The 15,628-nt window shown below is 36.6% G+C and carries 20 protein-coding genes and 1 pseudogene; 13 read left to right on the forward strand and 8 right to left on the reverse strand.

Annotation, left to right across the window (positions count from 1 at the left end):
* Positions 1-196: 196 nt before the first annotated feature.
* The 5 genes from BAU28_RS09105 to BAU28_RS09125 form a co-directional block, all read right to left on the reverse strand.
* Positions 197-619 carry a pyrophosphohydrolase domain-containing protein gene (locus BAU28_RS09105; RefSeq protein ID WP_071718388.1) on the reverse strand — a complete coding sequence of 141 codons (423 nt, stop codon included), beginning with the start codon at positions 617-619 and terminating at the stop codon, positions 197-199.
* A 98-nt stretch (positions 620-717) separates the two neighbouring features.
* Positions 718-903, reverse strand: a complete 186-nt coding sequence (locus BAU28_RS09110; protein WP_002173856.1) for a hypothetical protein — start codon at positions 901-903, stop codon at positions 718-720.
* 93 nt (positions 904-996) lie between these two features.
* A complete protein-coding gene (locus BAU28_RS09115) occupies positions 997-2,082 on the reverse strand; it encodes a Ger(x)C family spore germination protein (protein WP_048374447.1) in 1,086 nt (361 codons plus the stop codon).
* Entirely contained in the window at positions 2,052-3,152 is a 1,101-nt protein-coding gene (locus tag BAU28_RS09120; protein ID WP_025148921.1) for a spore germination protein, read from the reverse strand. The genes BAU28_RS09115 and BAU28_RS09120 overlap by 31 nt, the downstream gene beginning before the upstream one ends.
* A gap of 17 nt (positions 3,153-3,169) precedes the next feature.
* On the reverse strand, positions 3,170-5,353 hold the full coding sequence (locus BAU28_RS09125; RefSeq protein WP_083594639.1) for a spore germination protein: 2,184 nt from the start codon (positions 5,351-5,353) through the stop codon (positions 3,170-3,172).
* Between the two features lie 153 nt (positions 5,354-5,506).
* Here BAU28_RS09125 and BAU28_RS09135 point away from each other — a divergent pair, with 153 nt between their 5' ends.
* Positions 5,507-6,631 (forward strand): homoserine O-acetyltransferase family protein, encoded by a 1,125-nt coding sequence (locus BAU28_RS09135; RefSeq protein WP_071718389.1) that lies wholly within the window; start codon positions 5,507-5,509, stop codon positions 6,629-6,631.
* Between the two features lie 49 nt (positions 6,632-6,680).
* Here BAU28_RS09135 and BAU28_RS09140 read toward each other — a convergent pair whose 3' ends face one another.
* Complete coding sequence (locus tag BAU28_RS09140; RefSeq protein ID WP_002173851.1) at positions 6,681-6,863, reverse strand: hypothetical protein; 183 nt, start codon at positions 6,861-6,863, stop codon at positions 6,681-6,683.
* A 174-nt stretch (positions 6,864-7,037) separates the two neighbouring features.
* Between BAU28_RS09140 and BAU28_RS09145 the strand changes: the two genes are divergently transcribed.
* The 3 genes from BAU28_RS09145 to BAU28_RS09155 all read left to right on the forward strand — a co-directional run bounded on the left by BAU28_RS09145 (position 7,038) and on the right by BAU28_RS09155 (position 8,013).
* Positions 7,038-7,343 (forward strand): rhodanese-like domain-containing protein, encoded by a 306-nt coding sequence (locus tag BAU28_RS09145; protein WP_000141214.1) that lies wholly within the window; start codon positions 7,038-7,040, stop codon positions 7,341-7,343.
* 80 nt (positions 7,344-7,423) lie between these two features.
* On the forward strand, positions 7,424-7,645 hold the full coding sequence (locus BAU28_RS09150) for a spore germination protein (RefSeq protein WP_048374316.1): 222 nt from the start codon (positions 7,424-7,426) through the stop codon (positions 7,643-7,645).
* Positions 7,646-7,668: 23 nt separating this feature from the next.
* Positions 7,669-8,013, forward strand: a complete 345-nt coding sequence (locus BAU28_RS09155; protein WP_071718390.1) for a hypothetical protein — start codon at positions 7,669-7,671, stop codon at positions 8,011-8,013.
* A 193-nt stretch (positions 8,014-8,206) separates the two neighbouring features.
* Here BAU28_RS09155 and BAU28_RS09160 read toward each other — a convergent pair whose 3' ends face one another.
* Positions 8,207-9,319, reverse strand: coding sequence for an RNA-guided endonuclease TnpB family protein (locus tag BAU28_RS09160; protein WP_071718391.1), 1,113 nt, complete (start codon positions 9,317-9,319; stop codon positions 8,207-8,209).
* Positions 9,320-9,604: 285 nt separating this feature from the next.
* Between BAU28_RS09160 and BAU28_RS31560 the strand changes: the two genes are divergently transcribed.
* From BAU28_RS31560 to BAU28_RS09175, 4 genes and pseudogenes are all read left to right on the forward strand, one after another.
* Positions 9,605-9,685, forward strand: a complete 81-nt coding sequence (locus BAU28_RS31560; RefSeq protein ID WP_071718450.1) for an exosporium leader peptide-containing protein — start codon at positions 9,605-9,607, stop codon at positions 9,683-9,685.
* Positions 9,657-9,842 (forward strand): annotated as a pseudogene (locus tag BAU28_RS30365) (BclA C-terminal domain-containing protein); the annotation flags it as partial. The gene BAU28_RS31560 and the pseudogene BAU28_RS30365, both read left to right, overlap by 29 nt.
* 128 nt (positions 9,843-9,970) lie before the next feature.
* Positions 9,971-10,984, forward strand: coding sequence for a GTP 3',8-cyclase MoaA (gene moaA / locus BAU28_RS09170; protein WP_071718392.1), 1,014 nt, complete (start codon positions 9,971-9,973; stop codon positions 10,982-10,984).
* Positions 10,985-11,000: 16 nt separating this feature from the next.
* Positions 11,001-12,014 carry a molybdopterin-synthase adenylyltransferase MoeB gene (locus tag BAU28_RS09175; RefSeq protein ID WP_002138701.1) on the forward strand — a complete coding sequence of 338 codons (1,014 nt, stop codon included), beginning with the start codon at positions 11,001-11,003 and terminating at the stop codon, positions 12,012-12,014.
* A gap of 41 nt (positions 12,015-12,055) precedes the next feature.
* Here BAU28_RS09175 and moaC read toward each other — a convergent pair whose 3' ends face one another.
* Positions 12,056-12,541 carry a cyclic pyranopterin monophosphate synthase MoaC gene (gene moaC / locus BAU28_RS09180; RefSeq protein ID WP_002173847.1) on the reverse strand — a complete coding sequence of 162 codons (486 nt, stop codon included), beginning with the start codon at positions 12,539-12,541 and terminating at the stop codon, positions 12,056-12,058.
* An 83-nt stretch (positions 12,542-12,624) separates the two neighbouring features.
* Between moaC and BAU28_RS09185 the strand changes: the two genes are divergently transcribed.
* The 5 genes from BAU28_RS09185 to BAU28_RS09205 all read left to right on the forward strand — a co-directional run bounded on the left by BAU28_RS09185 (position 12,625) and on the right by BAU28_RS09205 (position 15,612).
* Entirely contained in the window at positions 12,625-13,914 is a 1,290-nt protein-coding gene (locus BAU28_RS09185) for a molybdopterin molybdotransferase MoeA (RefSeq protein ID WP_071718393.1), read from the forward strand.
* Positions 13,878-14,399, forward strand: a complete 522-nt coding sequence (gene mobB, locus BAU28_RS09190) for a molybdopterin-guanine dinucleotide biosynthesis protein B (protein WP_071718394.1) — start codon at positions 13,878-13,880, stop codon at positions 14,397-14,399. Before BAU28_RS09185 ends, mobB begins: the two co-directional genes overlap by 37 nt.
* On the forward strand, positions 14,396-14,860 hold the full coding sequence (gene moaE / locus BAU28_RS09195) for a molybdopterin synthase catalytic subunit MoaE (RefSeq protein WP_002173844.1): 465 nt from the start codon (positions 14,396-14,398) through the stop codon (positions 14,858-14,860). Before mobB ends, moaE begins: the two co-directional genes overlap by 4 nt.
* Positions 14,861-14,862: 2 nt before the next feature.
* Positions 14,863-15,096: a molybdopterin converting factor subunit 1 gene (gene moaD / locus BAU28_RS09200; protein ID WP_002173843.1), complete on the forward strand. Its 234-nt coding sequence runs from the start codon at positions 14,863-14,865 to the stop codon at positions 15,094-15,096.
* Positions 15,097-15,189: 93 nt separating this feature from the next.
* Positions 15,190-15,612, forward strand: a complete 423-nt coding sequence (locus BAU28_RS09205) for a DUF3888 domain-containing protein (RefSeq protein WP_002173842.1) — start codon at positions 15,190-15,192, stop codon at positions 15,610-15,612.
* The last annotated feature ends 16 nt before the right edge of the window (positions 15,613-15,628 follow it).

The raw sequence follows: 15,628 nt of genomic DNA on the forward strand, positions 1-15,628 counted from the left end.
AACACCACGGTCAACAGCAACACCACGGTCAACAGCAACACCACGGTCAACAGCAACACCACGGTCAACAGCAACAACAGCCTTGGACCGGTGGAGTTGGAACGGGAGCGGGAGCAGCAGGACGTGCGGATCATTAATGAATTACGTGAAAAATATATCGGTGAAAAAAGACATAATAAAAAACTGCTAGGATCTCCTAGCAGTTTTTTTCCGCCTCTTGACGCTGGCGTTCGATTTCAGCACGAAGTTGTGGTTCCGGTGCTTGCCATCCTTCTGGTTTTAAAATTTTGCCATCGCCTTCGCGGAATCGAGGCTTTCCATCAGGGAATAGTTTTGCCATGTTGGCATTGTTTACAATTTCAAATCCTTTATCTGGACGTACGCCCATTTCTGCAAACGTTCCGAATGCAAAGTAAATAAGGTCAATAAGTGCATCGTATTGATCTTCGACAGTTGTTGCTTCTAGAAATTCTTCTAACTCTTCTTGCATAAAGCTAGCACGAATTTTTGCACGCCCTTCTGTTAGTTTTGTTGGAGTACCTGTCACAGGATGTCCGAATACTTCATGCATTTTCGCAACAAGTTCGTATCCTTTATCTAAACCTTTTTCGTTTGTCATGTTGTTTCATCCTTTCTTACGTTATGCCGAAGTTTATTGTAACATAAGGTAGTTATTAAATAAAAAGAACATCTTATGAGAAATAAGATGTTCGCTCGTTATTCTTCTTTTTTTATTAAAATGGATAAAATAAGATCGATACTAAATATTCCGATGAGTAGCATCGGTATAATGACAAGTAAATAACGTGTGAAAGAAACATTTTTTAAGTATGTATGAGCAAATAAAAAGACGCCGAGAAATAAAATACCATTTAAAATAGGCTTTACTAATTTTTTAGACATAAGCTCCCCCGTGAATATCTTTTCTCTCTATATTTGGTAATAAAAAACTCCTCTCTCCGTTGTATCATGCCGGAGGGAGGAGTTCAATCATTATCATTCAATTACACCAGAATTTGTAATGTTGACAGTGTATTTCACTTTAATTGGAACATCTTTATACATTCTTCGCCACTCTTCTAATTTGAAGGGACGATAATGCTGTTTATATTTTGCTCCTAGCCCGAGAGGGTCGACGTCTAAAGATTTAAGCTGCTTAATTAGTTTGTTACCTTGTGTATCCAATTGTTTTTGGATAGCTTTTTCAATGTTTTTTATGTTCTTGACATTTTCTAAGTTAATTTGCTTCGATAGTTCTTGAATACGGGCATCAAGCTTAACGTGAATGAAAAAAGAAGGTTTCCCGTTTTTTATTTTTATATCGCAAGTTGGAACAGAACGAATATTATTAATCATTACGTACGCAGAATCCGTTTTAAATTCATGTGAATCTAATTTATGTTTCTCTAGCAGTCCTTTAAATATAAACATATCTTTTTTCGCAATTTTACCGATATATTTATCCTTTTTAAAAAGACCAATTCCGTTGATTTTTATTTTATCAGCATGTTTTTTTAAAATCGGGATGTAGTAGTCTTGTCCTTCTCGATAATAACGGAATGCTCCTATATGCAGGTTATCCGTTGGTAAAGGACCAGTTTTCATGTTATGTTCAAGCAATTTTTTTATATAAATTGCAACGTTGTACGAAGTCGTATATTTTCCTTTTAAAAGTTCAGTACCATTTCCCTCTATTAAAGAAACATATAAAGCGTTCCCTATATTCACATCTCGAAGTAATGTATCAAATGAAGTGGACATTCCTTTCTTCGCAAGTCTTATAGTATATAGAGCAACACGCATTTGTCCGCTAGCAAATGGTTGAGAAGACTCTAAAGATGTGTCTGCTTTTACTTGTTTTACCGCATTTGCACTGCCTTCAAAAACTTGAACCTTATTTCCTTTTTTCTGAATAGGACAAACGAATGTCACTTTTACTTTATTATCTTTTGCTACATCAAAAACACTTCCTTGAATAAGCTGTACATCATCGACAATATTTTTTTGTAAACATCCAGTTAGACTGAAGAGTGTTATGCAAGAAATAAGTATTAATTTGCTTTTGTTTTTGATTTTTTCCATTTTCTTTTCACCCACACAATGATAAATAAAATAGGGATATATACATAGATGAGCCAAAAACTAACTTTGGATACATTACTAATAAAATTATTAATATTGTGTCTGTTTGTTAAAAGTTGCGAAACGATGAGGGTGATAAGGATAAAAGCGATTAGAATCCCTCTTTGTTTTACGCGAAATATTTCGTGAGTTGATCTTGTTGCCGCCCATAAAGGAAGGATAAAGCTGGTAATAATAACGAGTGCATAACCTGAAATTGCAATATATTCTAGCCTTTCTATGAATGGTAATTGAATTACTTGGGTCATAGAAAGTTGAGACCATATTGTTTTTAATAATTGTTTTTCACTAAAAAATGCAAAGGCTAAAAGTGTACTAAATAAATATAGAAGATTTGAAAATAGTGCCCCGTATTGAGCGAATTTATGCGATTGCTTAGGATTTTTTACAAATGGATAAATCATAAGATAAATCTCAAACCCTGTCATACTGTAGATTGCCAGCTTGGCGGATTTTAAAATATCTGAAAAAGAATGTGTGAAAATCGGTAGTAAATTATCCCAATGTGAGTATTTCAAAACGAATAGGCAAAGAAATAAATATCCGAATGTACCGCCAACTGAGATAACACAAATGCCAGTAATTACACGAAAACCAGAAGAAATAATGTAATAGCTAACTAAGCATAAAAAGAGTGTTAACATCCAAGTGGAAGCGGTAGGGAACATCCATACTTGAATAATTTCAACATATGTTCGGATGACGGAAATACTGACGGTTAAAAAATAAGCTGCAAAGATGATATTAATGCCGTTTCCTAGCCATTTTCCAAATGTTTGCCTTTGTAAATCAATTAAATTCCCGTTTGTTTCTTTTAATAAGTAATACATCATCCATATAAGAATATGGATACAGATTCCTGTGATTACAACTCCCATCCAGCCGTCGTACCCAGCGGCTTTTGCAATAATGCGAGCGAATCCAAGAACGCCAGCACCGAACTGTGCACTGTGAATTAAGAAGAAAACAAAGACAGGAGATATTTGATATTTTTCTTGAACTTTACTCATCAAATGCACCTCATTCCTTAATCATCAAAGTCCGATCGATGTCTTGTTGAAATCCCTTTTGCTGATTTTTTTACATGTTGTGGCCTTGCTTGTACATCTCGTGTATCAATCATTGTTAATGGAAAGCGAATCCAAGAATCTTTAAAGGATTGTTGTCTCGTTGGATAAAAGAGAGCGTACGGCTTACGTAAAGAAGTAAGTCTAAACAAATGGGTAAATAAAAAGATAAATCCGAGAGATATACCGAAGAGTCCTCCTATTTCTGCGAATGCGAGAAATGGAAAACGTAGTAATCGAACGGCATTACCCATTTTATAAATAGGTGTAATAAAGGATGCAAGTGCGGATAATGCAACGATAATTAATAAAATATTACTCGTTAAACCAGCTTGTACAGATGCTTGTCCGATTACGATACCACCTACAATACCGAGTGTTTGACCGACCTTCATCGGTAACCTCGCACCAGCTTCTCTTAATAAATCAATCGCGAGTTCTAAAAAGAGTGCTTCAATTAAAGGTGGAAACGGTACTTGTGCCCTTGATAAAATCAAAGTTTCAAGCAAATCACTTGGAATGAGTTCATAATGATAATTTAAAACTGCAACGTATAACGGTGTAGCACAGATCGAAAATAGAACGGCGATAAGGCGTAAAATTCTTGAAAATGTCGCGTATAGCCAAGATACGTTATAGTCTTCAGGTGAAATGAAAAAATCGAAATATGATACAGGTGTTAATAGGACACTTGGAGAACCATCAACGAAAATAGCGATTTTTCCATCAATAAGTGCTTTTGTGACTCTATCAGTGCGTTCTGTATTGATATAGAGAGGGAAAATCGACTTTTCACCCATTAATTCTTGTATATAAGCACTATCGTTAATTTGGTCATATTTAAGAGCGCGTAAGGATTCCTCGAGAAAATCCACATTTTCTTTTTCAGCGAGGTTGTCTAAATACATCATGACAACTTTTGTTTTTGAAAACTCGCCGACAATCATTTCTTTTGTTTGTAAATCTAAAACAGGAAGACGCTTTCGAACTAAATTAATATTTGTATCAATATCCTCTACGAAACCTTCTTGAGGGCCGATAACAGTTGATTCGTTTAAAGGAGGAGTTGGCGCACGATAATTATCAATTGCAATGTTTGCAAGCATACATTTTTGATCTTGCTGGTTCAATTGAATAATCGCATGTCCCTTTAAAACCATATCCTCAATTTTTTGTAAGTCGTTCGTAATTGTAATACCACTCATCGGGATACGTTCTTTTAATTCTTCTAATGAAGTACAAGGTCGTTCTAACAGAGTAGGCATTAAATATTTTTGTAATTTCTCCCCATCAAGTGAAGGACGATAGTAAGAAATCCAATAAGGCATCGTTTCATCATCAGATGTATGATAATTAACAAAATCACTAGACCTTTTTAGTTTCTCTATTAAATCTTGTAGAGAATGAATATGGTCTTGTTTTGGTTTACTAAAGTCATAAATACTGTTGTTTCCAGCAGCTTGTTGCTTGTTATGAGAAGGATCGTCTTGTTTAGTATCCTGCTGTTTATTTTGAGAAGACCCGTTTTGTTTAGTATCCTGCTGTTTATTTTGAGAAGGATCGTCTTGTTTAGTATCCTGCTGTTTATTTTGAGAAGACTCGTTTTGTTTAGTATCCTGCTGTTTATTTTGAGAAGGATCGTCTTGTTTAGTATCCTGTTGTTTATTTTGAGAAGACTCGCTTTGTTTAGTATCCTGCTGTTTATTTTGAGAAGACCCGTTTTGTTTAGTATCCTGCTGTTTATTTTGAGAAGACCCGTTTTGTTTAGTATCTTGTTGTTTGTTCTGAGAAGAGTCGCCTTGTTGGGCATCTTGCTGTTTATTTTGAGAAGACCCGTTTTGTTTAGTATCCTGCTGTTTATTTTGAGAAGACCCGTTTTGTTTAGTATCCTGCTGTTTATTTTGAGAAGACTCGTTTTGTTTAGTATCTTGTTGTTTGCTTTGAGAAGAATCCTGTTGCTTGGAAGGCTCCTCAATTTGTTCCGTATTTTTTTGCTGGCTATTCTTATCTTTGCTATGTTTCATGCTTCTAGTCTGCTTTGTGTTATTGTTCTCTTGATCGTTAGGTTGTTGTTTCGAGTCATCTGTCCCTTTTGTATCTGCTGTATTTGAGTTTTTTTTCTTACGTAACCAATTCCAAATCATATGTATGCCCTCTTTGATTTTGTAATATAGTGCTATTTTGTGGCTAATTTTGTATCTTATTCATTTATTTATGAAAAGCAGGAGGAGATTGGTTTGCGTAGAAAAAAACCTTTAGTAAAGAAGTTCATAATATGACAAGAAGAAGGTGAGTCTGTGCAAATTGTAAAAAAGGAAAAGTTTGTTTTGAAAGAATTTACATTTGAAAATGGTAGGGAAATTCCTGTTCAAATGGGATATGAGACTTATGGTACTTTAAATAGAGAAAGGTCAAATGCGATTTTGGTTTGCCATCATTTTAGTGCAACAAGTCACGCAGCGGGAAAATATACAGAGCATGATGAAGAGTTTGGTTGGTGGGATGGATTAATTGGACCTGAGAAAGCAATTGATACAAATAAATATTTTGTAATATGTACTGATAACCTTTGCAATGTACAGGTGAAGAACCCGTATGTCATTACAACGGGACCGAAATTGATAGATCCGATGACGGGTTTTGAGTATGCGATGGATTTTCCGATTTTTACATTTCTAGATGTAGCACGTATGCAATATGAACTAATAAAAGATATGGATATTACTAGATTGTATGCTGTAATGGGGCCATCTGCAGGAGGAATGATTGCACAGCAATGGGCTGTTCACTATCCTCATATGGTAGAGCGAATGATTGGAGTTATTACGAATCCTCAAAATCCAATTATAACGTCGGTAAATGTAGCGCAAAATGCGATTGAAGCAATTCAGTTAGATCCTAATTGGAAAGGTGGAAAGTACGGAGAGGAACAGCCAATGAAGGGGCTTCATTTAGCGAATAGAATGATGTTTATTAATGCGTTTGATGAACAGTTTTATGAAACGGCATTTCCACGTAATAGTATAGAAATAGCACCTTATCAAAAATTTTCTGCATTAACATCATTTGAGAAAGAAATAAATAAAGTGACATGCAAAAGTATAGATGTAGTAGATGCAAATTCATGGATGTACACTGCGAAAGCAGTCTTATTACATGATATTGCGCATGGATTTGTTTCTTTAGAAGAGGCTCTTTCTAACATAGAAGCGAATGTACTCATGATTCCGTGTAAACAAGATTTACTTCAGCCGCCTCGTTCCAATTATAAAATGGTAGATATTTTGCAAAAACAGGGGAAGTATGCAGAAGTGTATGAAATTGAAAGTATAAATGGGCATATGGCTGGAGCGTTAGATGTTCATTTATTTGAAAAGAAAGTTTATGAGTTTTTAAATCGGAAAGTATCTAGTTTTGTGTAGGAAATATATGATGTGAAAAAGGTGCATTGTTTGTAGGAGGCACCTTTTTTTACATGATTTGTAGACGGAAAAGATATGTAGCAATTGATAAACCGAAGAAAGCTATACTAAGTAATAGAAATAAAAATGCCATTTCTTGAGGGGATTTTATCTTTTTATTATTTTTCATACTAAGAGCAATAACTGCAGAAACTAAGAAAATGCTGCCCATAATGAAAAGAAAAAGTGTCATTTTAGTCGACTCCTTTCATTAAACAAGTATATTGAGGATACAATGCGCGAGTTATGTTTGTAAAGAATAAATTTTCCATTCTTTGCGTTCATTCTATTGCATGCTAAAATTGATGAGAGCTGTTTATTTAAAGAAGAAACTGAAAGTTTTATTGTATATAAGGAGGAACGACATATGACAGAAGTAAAAACAATTACTACAGAAGAAGTGCAAGAACGTCTAGAAAATGGAGAAACATTATTTTTAGTAGATGTAAGAGAAGATGAAGAAGTAGCAGCAGGGAAAATCCCGGAAGCTGTACATATTAAAATGGGCGATATCCCAAATAAAGTAGATTTCTTTGAGAAAGAGAATGAATATATCTTTATTTGCCGTTCGGGAATGCGTAGTGAAAATGTATGCCATTATTTAAATGAGCAAGGATTTAAAACAGTGAATATGGTTGGCGGTATGCTTCAATACGAAGGTGAAACTAAATAATTAGCTTGTAAAAACTTGGAACGTATCTGTTTCAAGTTTTTTTTCTTTTGCATACAGTATATAAAGGGGGGATAGGTAAAATGGGAATTAACATGCGTAAAGTGAAAATTATAAATAATACAGGAGCTGTCAATGTCGGCGATTGTTATGATCTCTCACCTTTTGCTGTAGCAAAAATATATACAGGCGCGGGTGGTTCTAGCGCGGCGACATTTTTAAATGGAAAACGTATGGCAGCTGTTGTGCCTGTAACATCGGTGTTTCTTCCGCCATTAGCGACGAGTACACGTACGCTAGGTTAGTAAAGGAAAGGTAGAGTGTAATTATGCCTGCGCATATTAAAGAGTTTATTATTGTTAATAATACTGGGAATATATTTACGGGTGATAATTTGAGGGATACTTCGTTTACTGCTTCAAAAACGTATAGTGGTTCAACGGGACCAACTTGTATTGATGTTGTTACGATAATCGGAACTGAGACGAATCTTTGTTTACAACCGGGAGATAGTGTGACGACAACATTTACGAGAGGTACTCCTGCTGGCACTCTAACAGGAACAAATACGGGTCAAGGTGCAAATGCGTCGAGTACTATGCAAGCAGCACCAAATACTATGCAAGCAGCACCAAATACAGATAATACAGATTCAGTTGCAGGACTCTCCTAAGAGATTAGGGGAGTTTTTATTTGAAAGAAGAGCTTGTACTACATAAAAATAGGAGCAATTGTTGTGAACTACCCACCACTTAGTATCTCTTACGAGCTTACTTGAAGTGGGGGCTTCTCGGTTAATCGTTACTTTTGATAGCTAACGAATTCGTCTTAGGACACCCTTGTTCCAAAGGTTATTTTGTTACTATTTATGCCAATGCTAATAAGCGTATAGCTTCCTTTTTGATATTCATAGCTGCGTTATAGTCACGACTTATTTTTAATCCGCAAGTACACTCATACGTGCGTTCAGATAATGACATATCTTTTCTGCTTCCACAACTACTACATATTTTTGTAGAAGGAAACCACGTATCTATTTTTACAAGTTGTTTTCCTTGTTCTTGTAACTTATATGCTAAAAATGTCGTGAACATCCTCCAACCGTTGTCCGCAACACTTTTACCAAAGCGAAGTGCTCGTGACATTCCTTTCATATGTAAGTCTTCTATTGCTACAACGTCAAAATTCGTAGCCAATTCTTTAGACTTATGATGAAGGAAATTCTTACGTTGATTTGCGACCTTTTCATGCAACTTAGCTACACGAACGCGTTGTTTATTCCAACGCTCTGAACCTTTCACACGTCTTGCTAATACTCGTTGTGCGTTTGCTAATCGGTCTAACATCTGACGATAAAAGCGAGGATAATTGGCTTTCTCATCTTCACTACTCACGTACAATTCAGCCATTGCGAAATCTAATCCAACCATACTTTCTACTTCTTTTTGTACAATCTCTTTTTCATATTCAGTCAAGATGGACACATAGTATTTACCAGTAGGTGTCATAGAAATTGTACATGATTTGATGATATGGTTTTGCGGTATCTCTCTATGTTGCTTCAGTCGTACCATTTTCAGTTTCGGTAATTTAATATAACCATGAAATAACATAATATTTCCGTTTACCCTATTCGTTGTATAGGATTTTCTACTTTTTTTACTTTTGAATGCAGGAAAATCACTTTGACCACTAAAAAAATTCTTATACGCAGTTTGCAAGTTTAATTGAGCGTTTGCTAACGCTAATGAATCGACTTCCTTCAACCATTCATACTCTGCTTTGTATTTCGCAGGAGTAGGTAATTTTTGTTTCTTTAGTTCTTCCTTGTTCTCTTTGTACTTTTCATATACTTCTTTCCGTTCAGCCAGCATTTTGTTATATACAAAGCGTACACACCCGAAAGTTTTACGTATCAGATATGCCTGTTCTTCTGTTGGATACAGACGAAATTTGTACGCCTTATTATGCTTTTTCATATCAGTTCATCTCACTTTTTTCCTTGATTTCCCATAAACTGTTTTACTTTATCTATGGCGAGCCACCAAAGGTGATAGCACAACATGAACACTGCGTCATTATTATCTAATTTCATTGTTATACCAAACTTTATCTCTTATAAGACTGATTATATCAGAGGCGAAATAAATAGAAAAAACAATTTTTTTGGCTACACCAAACCGAAATTCATCTCCCACCTACCGTTGGACTATTGTCCTTCACAACGCTTGAGGAAGGAGACTTCTTTCGGATAATGCGTTAAAATATCGCCAGATCTTGTCGGCCCGACTTTTCCTCCAGTGCCAACTGGAATGACATGGATCAGCTTTATCAGGAACTATTAATGCCCCGTTAGTAGCTACAACTAGTTTTGGTGCTACGATGATTGCGAATCTTCCAGCGGGAGCAGCTGTTCGTTTACAGTTAAATGGTTTACTTACTTCTACGACATTGTCAATGACTATACCGGGAGCGGTATTAACAATTATTCGCTTAAGTTAATAAGAGGAGAGCCTTGAAACTTTTATGCTTCAAGGTTTTTTATTTGTTTGAGCAAAAACATCGCAGTTCGAAAATATATTATAATAGAATGAAGATAGGTATAAATTTGGCAGAAAGGGAGAGTGGCGATGCAGGAAAAGGTTAAAGATTTTTTCGGACGCCCACTTCAAGATTTGCGCATCTCTGTCATTGATCGTTGTAATTTTCGGTGTACGTATTGTATGCCGGCAGAAGTGTTTGGGCCTGATTATGCTTTTTTGAAAGATGAGTTTTTACTGACATTTGATGAAATCGAGCGATTAGCAAAAGTATTTGTTAGCATCGGTGTACGGAAAATTAGACTTACTGGTGGCGAGCCATTGCTCCGTAAGGATTTAACAAAACTTATCGCACGTCTTGCAAAGCTTGATGGTTTAGTAGATATAGGATTAACGACAAATTCGATTCATTTAACGAAGCAAGCGAAGGCGTTGAAAGAAGCTGGATTACACCGAGTAAATGTTAGTTTGGATGCGATAGATGATGAAGTGTTTCGTACAATTAATGGCCGGAATATTAATACGAAACCCGTATTAAAGGGAATTATGGCAGCGAAAGAAGTAGGACTTGAAGTGAAGGTAAATATGGTTGTAAAAAAAGGGATGAACGATCATCAAGTACTTCCGGTGGCTACGTATTTTAAAGAACAAGGAATTTCACTTAGATTTATTGAGTTTATGGATGTGGGCAGTACGAATGGATGGAATTTTGATCAAGTTATTACGAAACAAGAATTGATCGATATGATTCATCAAGTATATCCAATTGAACCAGCTGAATCTCATTATTTTGGTGAGGTTGCGAAGCGCTATCGATACGTTGGAACGGATGTAGAGGTTGGTTTTATTACCTCTGTTTCTGAGTCGTTTTGTTCTTCTTGTACGAGAGCAAGAATTTCAGCAGATGGAAAGTTTTATACTTGCTTGTTTGCGACAGAAGGAATGGATCTAAGGAAACTTCTCAGGGAAAACCTTTCGGATAATGATTTATTAAAAGCCATACAAGATGTATGGGAGGATAGAAAAGATCGATATTCAGATGAACGGACAGAAGAAAGTGCGAAGAATCGTCCGAAAATTGAAATGTCTTATATAGGAGGATAAGAAAGGGGGATGTCGTATGCAGGAGCGATATTCAAGACAAATGCTATTTTCTGGTGTTGGGGAAGAAGGGCAGCGGAAAATAAGAGGAAAGCACGTGCTCGTCATTGGTGCTGGTGCGCTCGGAGCAGCGAATGCAGAAGCAATAGTTAGAGCAGGGGTTGGAAAAATAACAATTGCTGATCGTGATTATGTAGAATGGAGCAATTTACAAAGGCAACAATTATATACAGAGGAAGATGCAAAGCATTATAAGCCGAAAGCGATAGCGGCCGCAGAACATTTAAAAGCTATTAATTCCGAAGTAGAAATTGTACCGGTTGTGACGGATGTAACGGTGCAAGAAATGGAAGAGTTAATTAAAGGTGTAGATTTAATATTAGATGCGACGGATAATTTTGAAACGCGCCTTCTTATTAATGATATATCCCAGATGTATAACGTTCCATGGATATATGGAGGATGCGTTGGAAGCTACGGAGTAACGTATACAATCTTGCCAGGAAAAACGCCGTGTTTTCGATGTTTAATGGAACATCCGGCGAGCGGAGCGACATGTGATACGGCCGGTATTATACAGCCAGCAGTACAATTAGTAGTTGCGCATCAAATAACAGAAGCTTTAAAAATATTAGTAGAAGATTTTGAGGCACTTCGTGAAACGATGCTATCATTTGATCTTTGGAATAATCAACAGATGGCATTTAAAGTGAATAGGCAGAAAAAGGATACATGTTTATCTTGTGGAAAGCTACGGACATATCCGAGTTTAACATTTGAAGCACAAACGAAAACAGAAGTATTATGTGGACGAAATACAGTTCAAATCCGCCCAGGTGTGCGTCAGGGGTTTAATTTAGAAGAAATTAAAAAGCGCTTACAAAAAAGTGTGGATGTAAAGGCCACGCCGTATTTATTATCATTTCTGGTGGAAGAATATCGTTTTGTTTTATTTACAGATGGCAGAGCATTTATTCATGGGACGAATGATATGAATGTGGCGAAACGATTATATGCAAGATACATAGGTTGAACCTAAAGGAAAACCTTTAGGTTCAAAGGAGAAATGTAGGATTAAGAATTTCTAATGTAATCTCCATTTTTTCCGCCCGTTTTTTCAAGTAAATACGTTTCGCCAATAATCATACCTTTATCAACAGCTTTACACATATCGTATACGGTAAGAGCGGTAGCAGAAGCAGCTGTTAAAGCTTCCATTTCAACGCCGGTACTACCTTCTGTTTTAACTTTTACTTCAATGAGTAGTCGATATTGTTCTTCTGACTGTTTCCAATCGAAAGAGACGTCAACACCTTTTAATAATAAGGGGTGGCACATTGGGATAATATCAGAAGTACGTTTCGCAGCCATAATGCCTGCGATTTGTGCAACGGCTAATACGTCACCTTTACCAATTTCATTGTGAGAGATTTTATCGTGAATTTCTTTTGTAACGACAATGCTAGAGCGTGCGATTGCTGTTCGAACGGTTATTTTTTTGTCACTTATATCAACCATTTTAGCGCGCCCTTGGTCATTGAAGTGTGTGAATGAAGACATGGAATTCCTCCTTGAAGTAATTGCTATTTAATATATAAAGTGTAATCGAGATTAGATATTTTGCAAATACGAGGTGAGAAACAATGGTAGAAAAACGAATCCCGATTCAAGTTGCTGAGGCAGTAGAGCGGGTTATGAAATATGCTAAGCATGGTGAAGTAGAAGAAGTTTCTATTACAGAAAGTTATGGGAGGATTCTTGGGGAGGATGTTGTCTCAGATCACGATGTTCCTCATTTTGATCGTTCTCCTTACGATGGTTTCGCAATTCGAGCAGAAGATACGAAAGAAGCAAGTCAAGAGCATCCGGTTGAATTTGAAGTAATAGGAGAAATCGGAGCAGGATCTGTTTTTACAGAAGAAGTAGAAGCTTTTCAGGCGGTTCGTATTATGACAGGAGCAGCTATTCCAGAAGATTGCAATGCAGTCGTAATGCTAGAATTGACGGAAGGATTCGAGAAGAACGGAAAAACATATATGAAGTTAAAACGCCCTTTCAAAAATGGTGACAACGTATCGTTTAAAGGGGAAGATATAAAACAAAATCAAGTGCTTGTTAAAAAAGGTGCTGCAATTAATCCAGGTGTTGCAGCGTTATTAGCGACGTTTGGATATAGCACTGTAAAAGTTGTAAAGCAGCCTGTTGTCGGTATTGTAACGACAGGAAGTGAATTACTGGAAGTACATGAGCCGTTAGAGCCAGGGAAAATTAGAAATAGTAACTCTTATATGATTGCAGCTCAAATTATGAAAGTTGGCGGGAAAGTGCGTTATTATGGACAACTTGCCGATGAGTTAGATGCATGTTTTACAGCTGTTAAATCAGCGATGGATGAGGTTGATATTTTAATTACAACGGGCGGTGTTTCGGTAGGAGATTATGACTATTTACCAGCTATTTATGAAAGGTTACAGGCGAATGTACTCTTTAATAAAATAGCGATGAGACCGGGAAGTGTAACGACAGTAGCTGAAGTTGATGGAAAGCTACTCTTCGGTTTATCAGGTAATCCGTCGGCTTGTTATGTAGGTTTCGAATTATTTGTGCATCCAATTATGAAAACGTATTTGTATGCGAAGGAGCCTCACATATATAGAGCGGACGCTACTTTACAAAAAGATTTTCCAAAACCAAATCCGTTTACTCGCTTTGTAAGAGCAAACGTGACGATCGTTAATGGGTCATTACAAGTGGTGCCAGTCGGTTTAGATAAATCGAGTGCGGTATCTTCACTTGCGGATGCAAATGCTTTTATCGTGTTGCCTGGAGGAACGAGAGGGTTCGAAACAGGAATGAAAGTGTCCGTATTATTGTTAGAATACTCTCAAGGAAGTGATTGGCCGTGGGCAAAGCCTCTTCAATCTTACAAATAGTAGGGTATCAAAATAGCGGAAAAACAACACTTGTAGAGAAAATGGTACATGCATTAGCTCAAAGCGAAATGAAGGTTGCTACAATTAAGCATCATGGCCATGGTGGTTTTCCCGAAGTAGCGCAAAAAGATAGTGAAAGACACAGAAAAGCTGGTGCTGTAGTAAGTAGTGTAGAAGGCGCTGGATTACTATCTTTGTCCTCCTTGCGAGATGAATGGTCCTTGCAAGAAATTATCCGCTTGTACGGATTTTTTGAAGTGGATATGATTTTAATAGAGGGTTATAAAGCGGAGAAATATCCAAAAGTAGTGTTACTTCGTTCCGCGGAAGACGCTGAACTTTTACATAAAGTAGAAAATGTAGTAGCGGTTATTACGTGGCATGATGCTCCATTAAGTTTACGAGAAGAATATAAAGTATTTCATATAACAGAAGAAAAGTTGTATATAGACTGGTTGTTACAAACGGTTAGGAGTGCGAAATGACAAATATGTATTATGAAGTAATTGATACAGAAATCTCGATTGAAGAGGTGACAAAGAAAGTAATTCGCCGTGAATGCGGTGCTGTCACAACGTTTATTGGAACAGTTAGGGAGTTTACGAAAGGGCGTCGTACACTATACTTAGAGTATGTAGCTTATAAGACGATGGCAGAAAAGATGCTACAGAAAATAGGGGCAGAAGTGAAGGAGAAGTGGCCTAGTACACATGTTGCGATTACACATCGCATCGGCACGCTACAAATTTCTGATATCGCGGTTGTTGTTGCTGTATCAACACCACACCGTAAAGAGGCCTATGAAGCGAATGAATATATTATGGAACGCATTAAGCAAATTGTTCCGATTTGGAAAAAGGAGTTTTGGGAAGATGGTGACTCATGGATTGGTGATCAATTAGAAAAAACGCCATATCCAGCAGGAGAGCCTGGGAAGGAGCTATAAATATGATTCGAGTATTGTTATTTGCGAACTTGCAAGAAGAAGCAGGAGTAAGTGAATTACAAATAGAGGAAGAAAATATTACTGTTGCACAATTAAAAGAAATTGTTGCGAAGGAATATAATGTACCAGTGTCAGCGCCAATTATGGTTGCAATTAATGAAGAGTACGCGAATGAAGATGATGCTATACAATCTGGTGATATTGTTGCGTTAATACCACCAGTGAGCGGTGGTTAATATTGGATTCATTAAAACGACTTTCCTGAATAGGAGAAGTCGTTTTTTTATGGCAGTTTGGAGAACACTATTGTATAGAATAAGGAGGGAATTATGAAAAAGATATGTGTAATGATTGCAATGATATGTTCTGTTTTCTTCTCTTCTCCAAGCTATTCTTGGGCAAAAGAATCGAAGGAACAACTTTTAGAGAGTGCGCTACTTAATCGGTATTATTCAGTTATAAGGCAAGTGACAGAAGATCAATATGAATGTGATTCAGTTACAAATATAAAGCGTCTAGGCAAGAAAGATGAGTTTGTTCCTAGATTTGAAGTTACGATACAGTTTCTTACATTTCAAGGGGCGCATAATCCGCCGAATGATCGTATTACACTCACTTTAGAAGATCATTTGGATCACATAAAAATAAAAAAAGTGGAGCGAGAAAAAAATGTTTCTGGTGCTACTGCAGATAAGGTTTGTGAGCGAACAAAAGAGAAAATAAAAGCTCACTCTAATGATTTAGAGCGGTAACCTATGACATTTTGTA

It is taken from the genome of Bacillus paramycoides, from assembly GCF_001884235.1.
Lineage (GTDB): Bacteria > Bacillota > Bacilli > Bacillales > Bacillaceae_G > Bacillus_A > Bacillus_A paramycoides.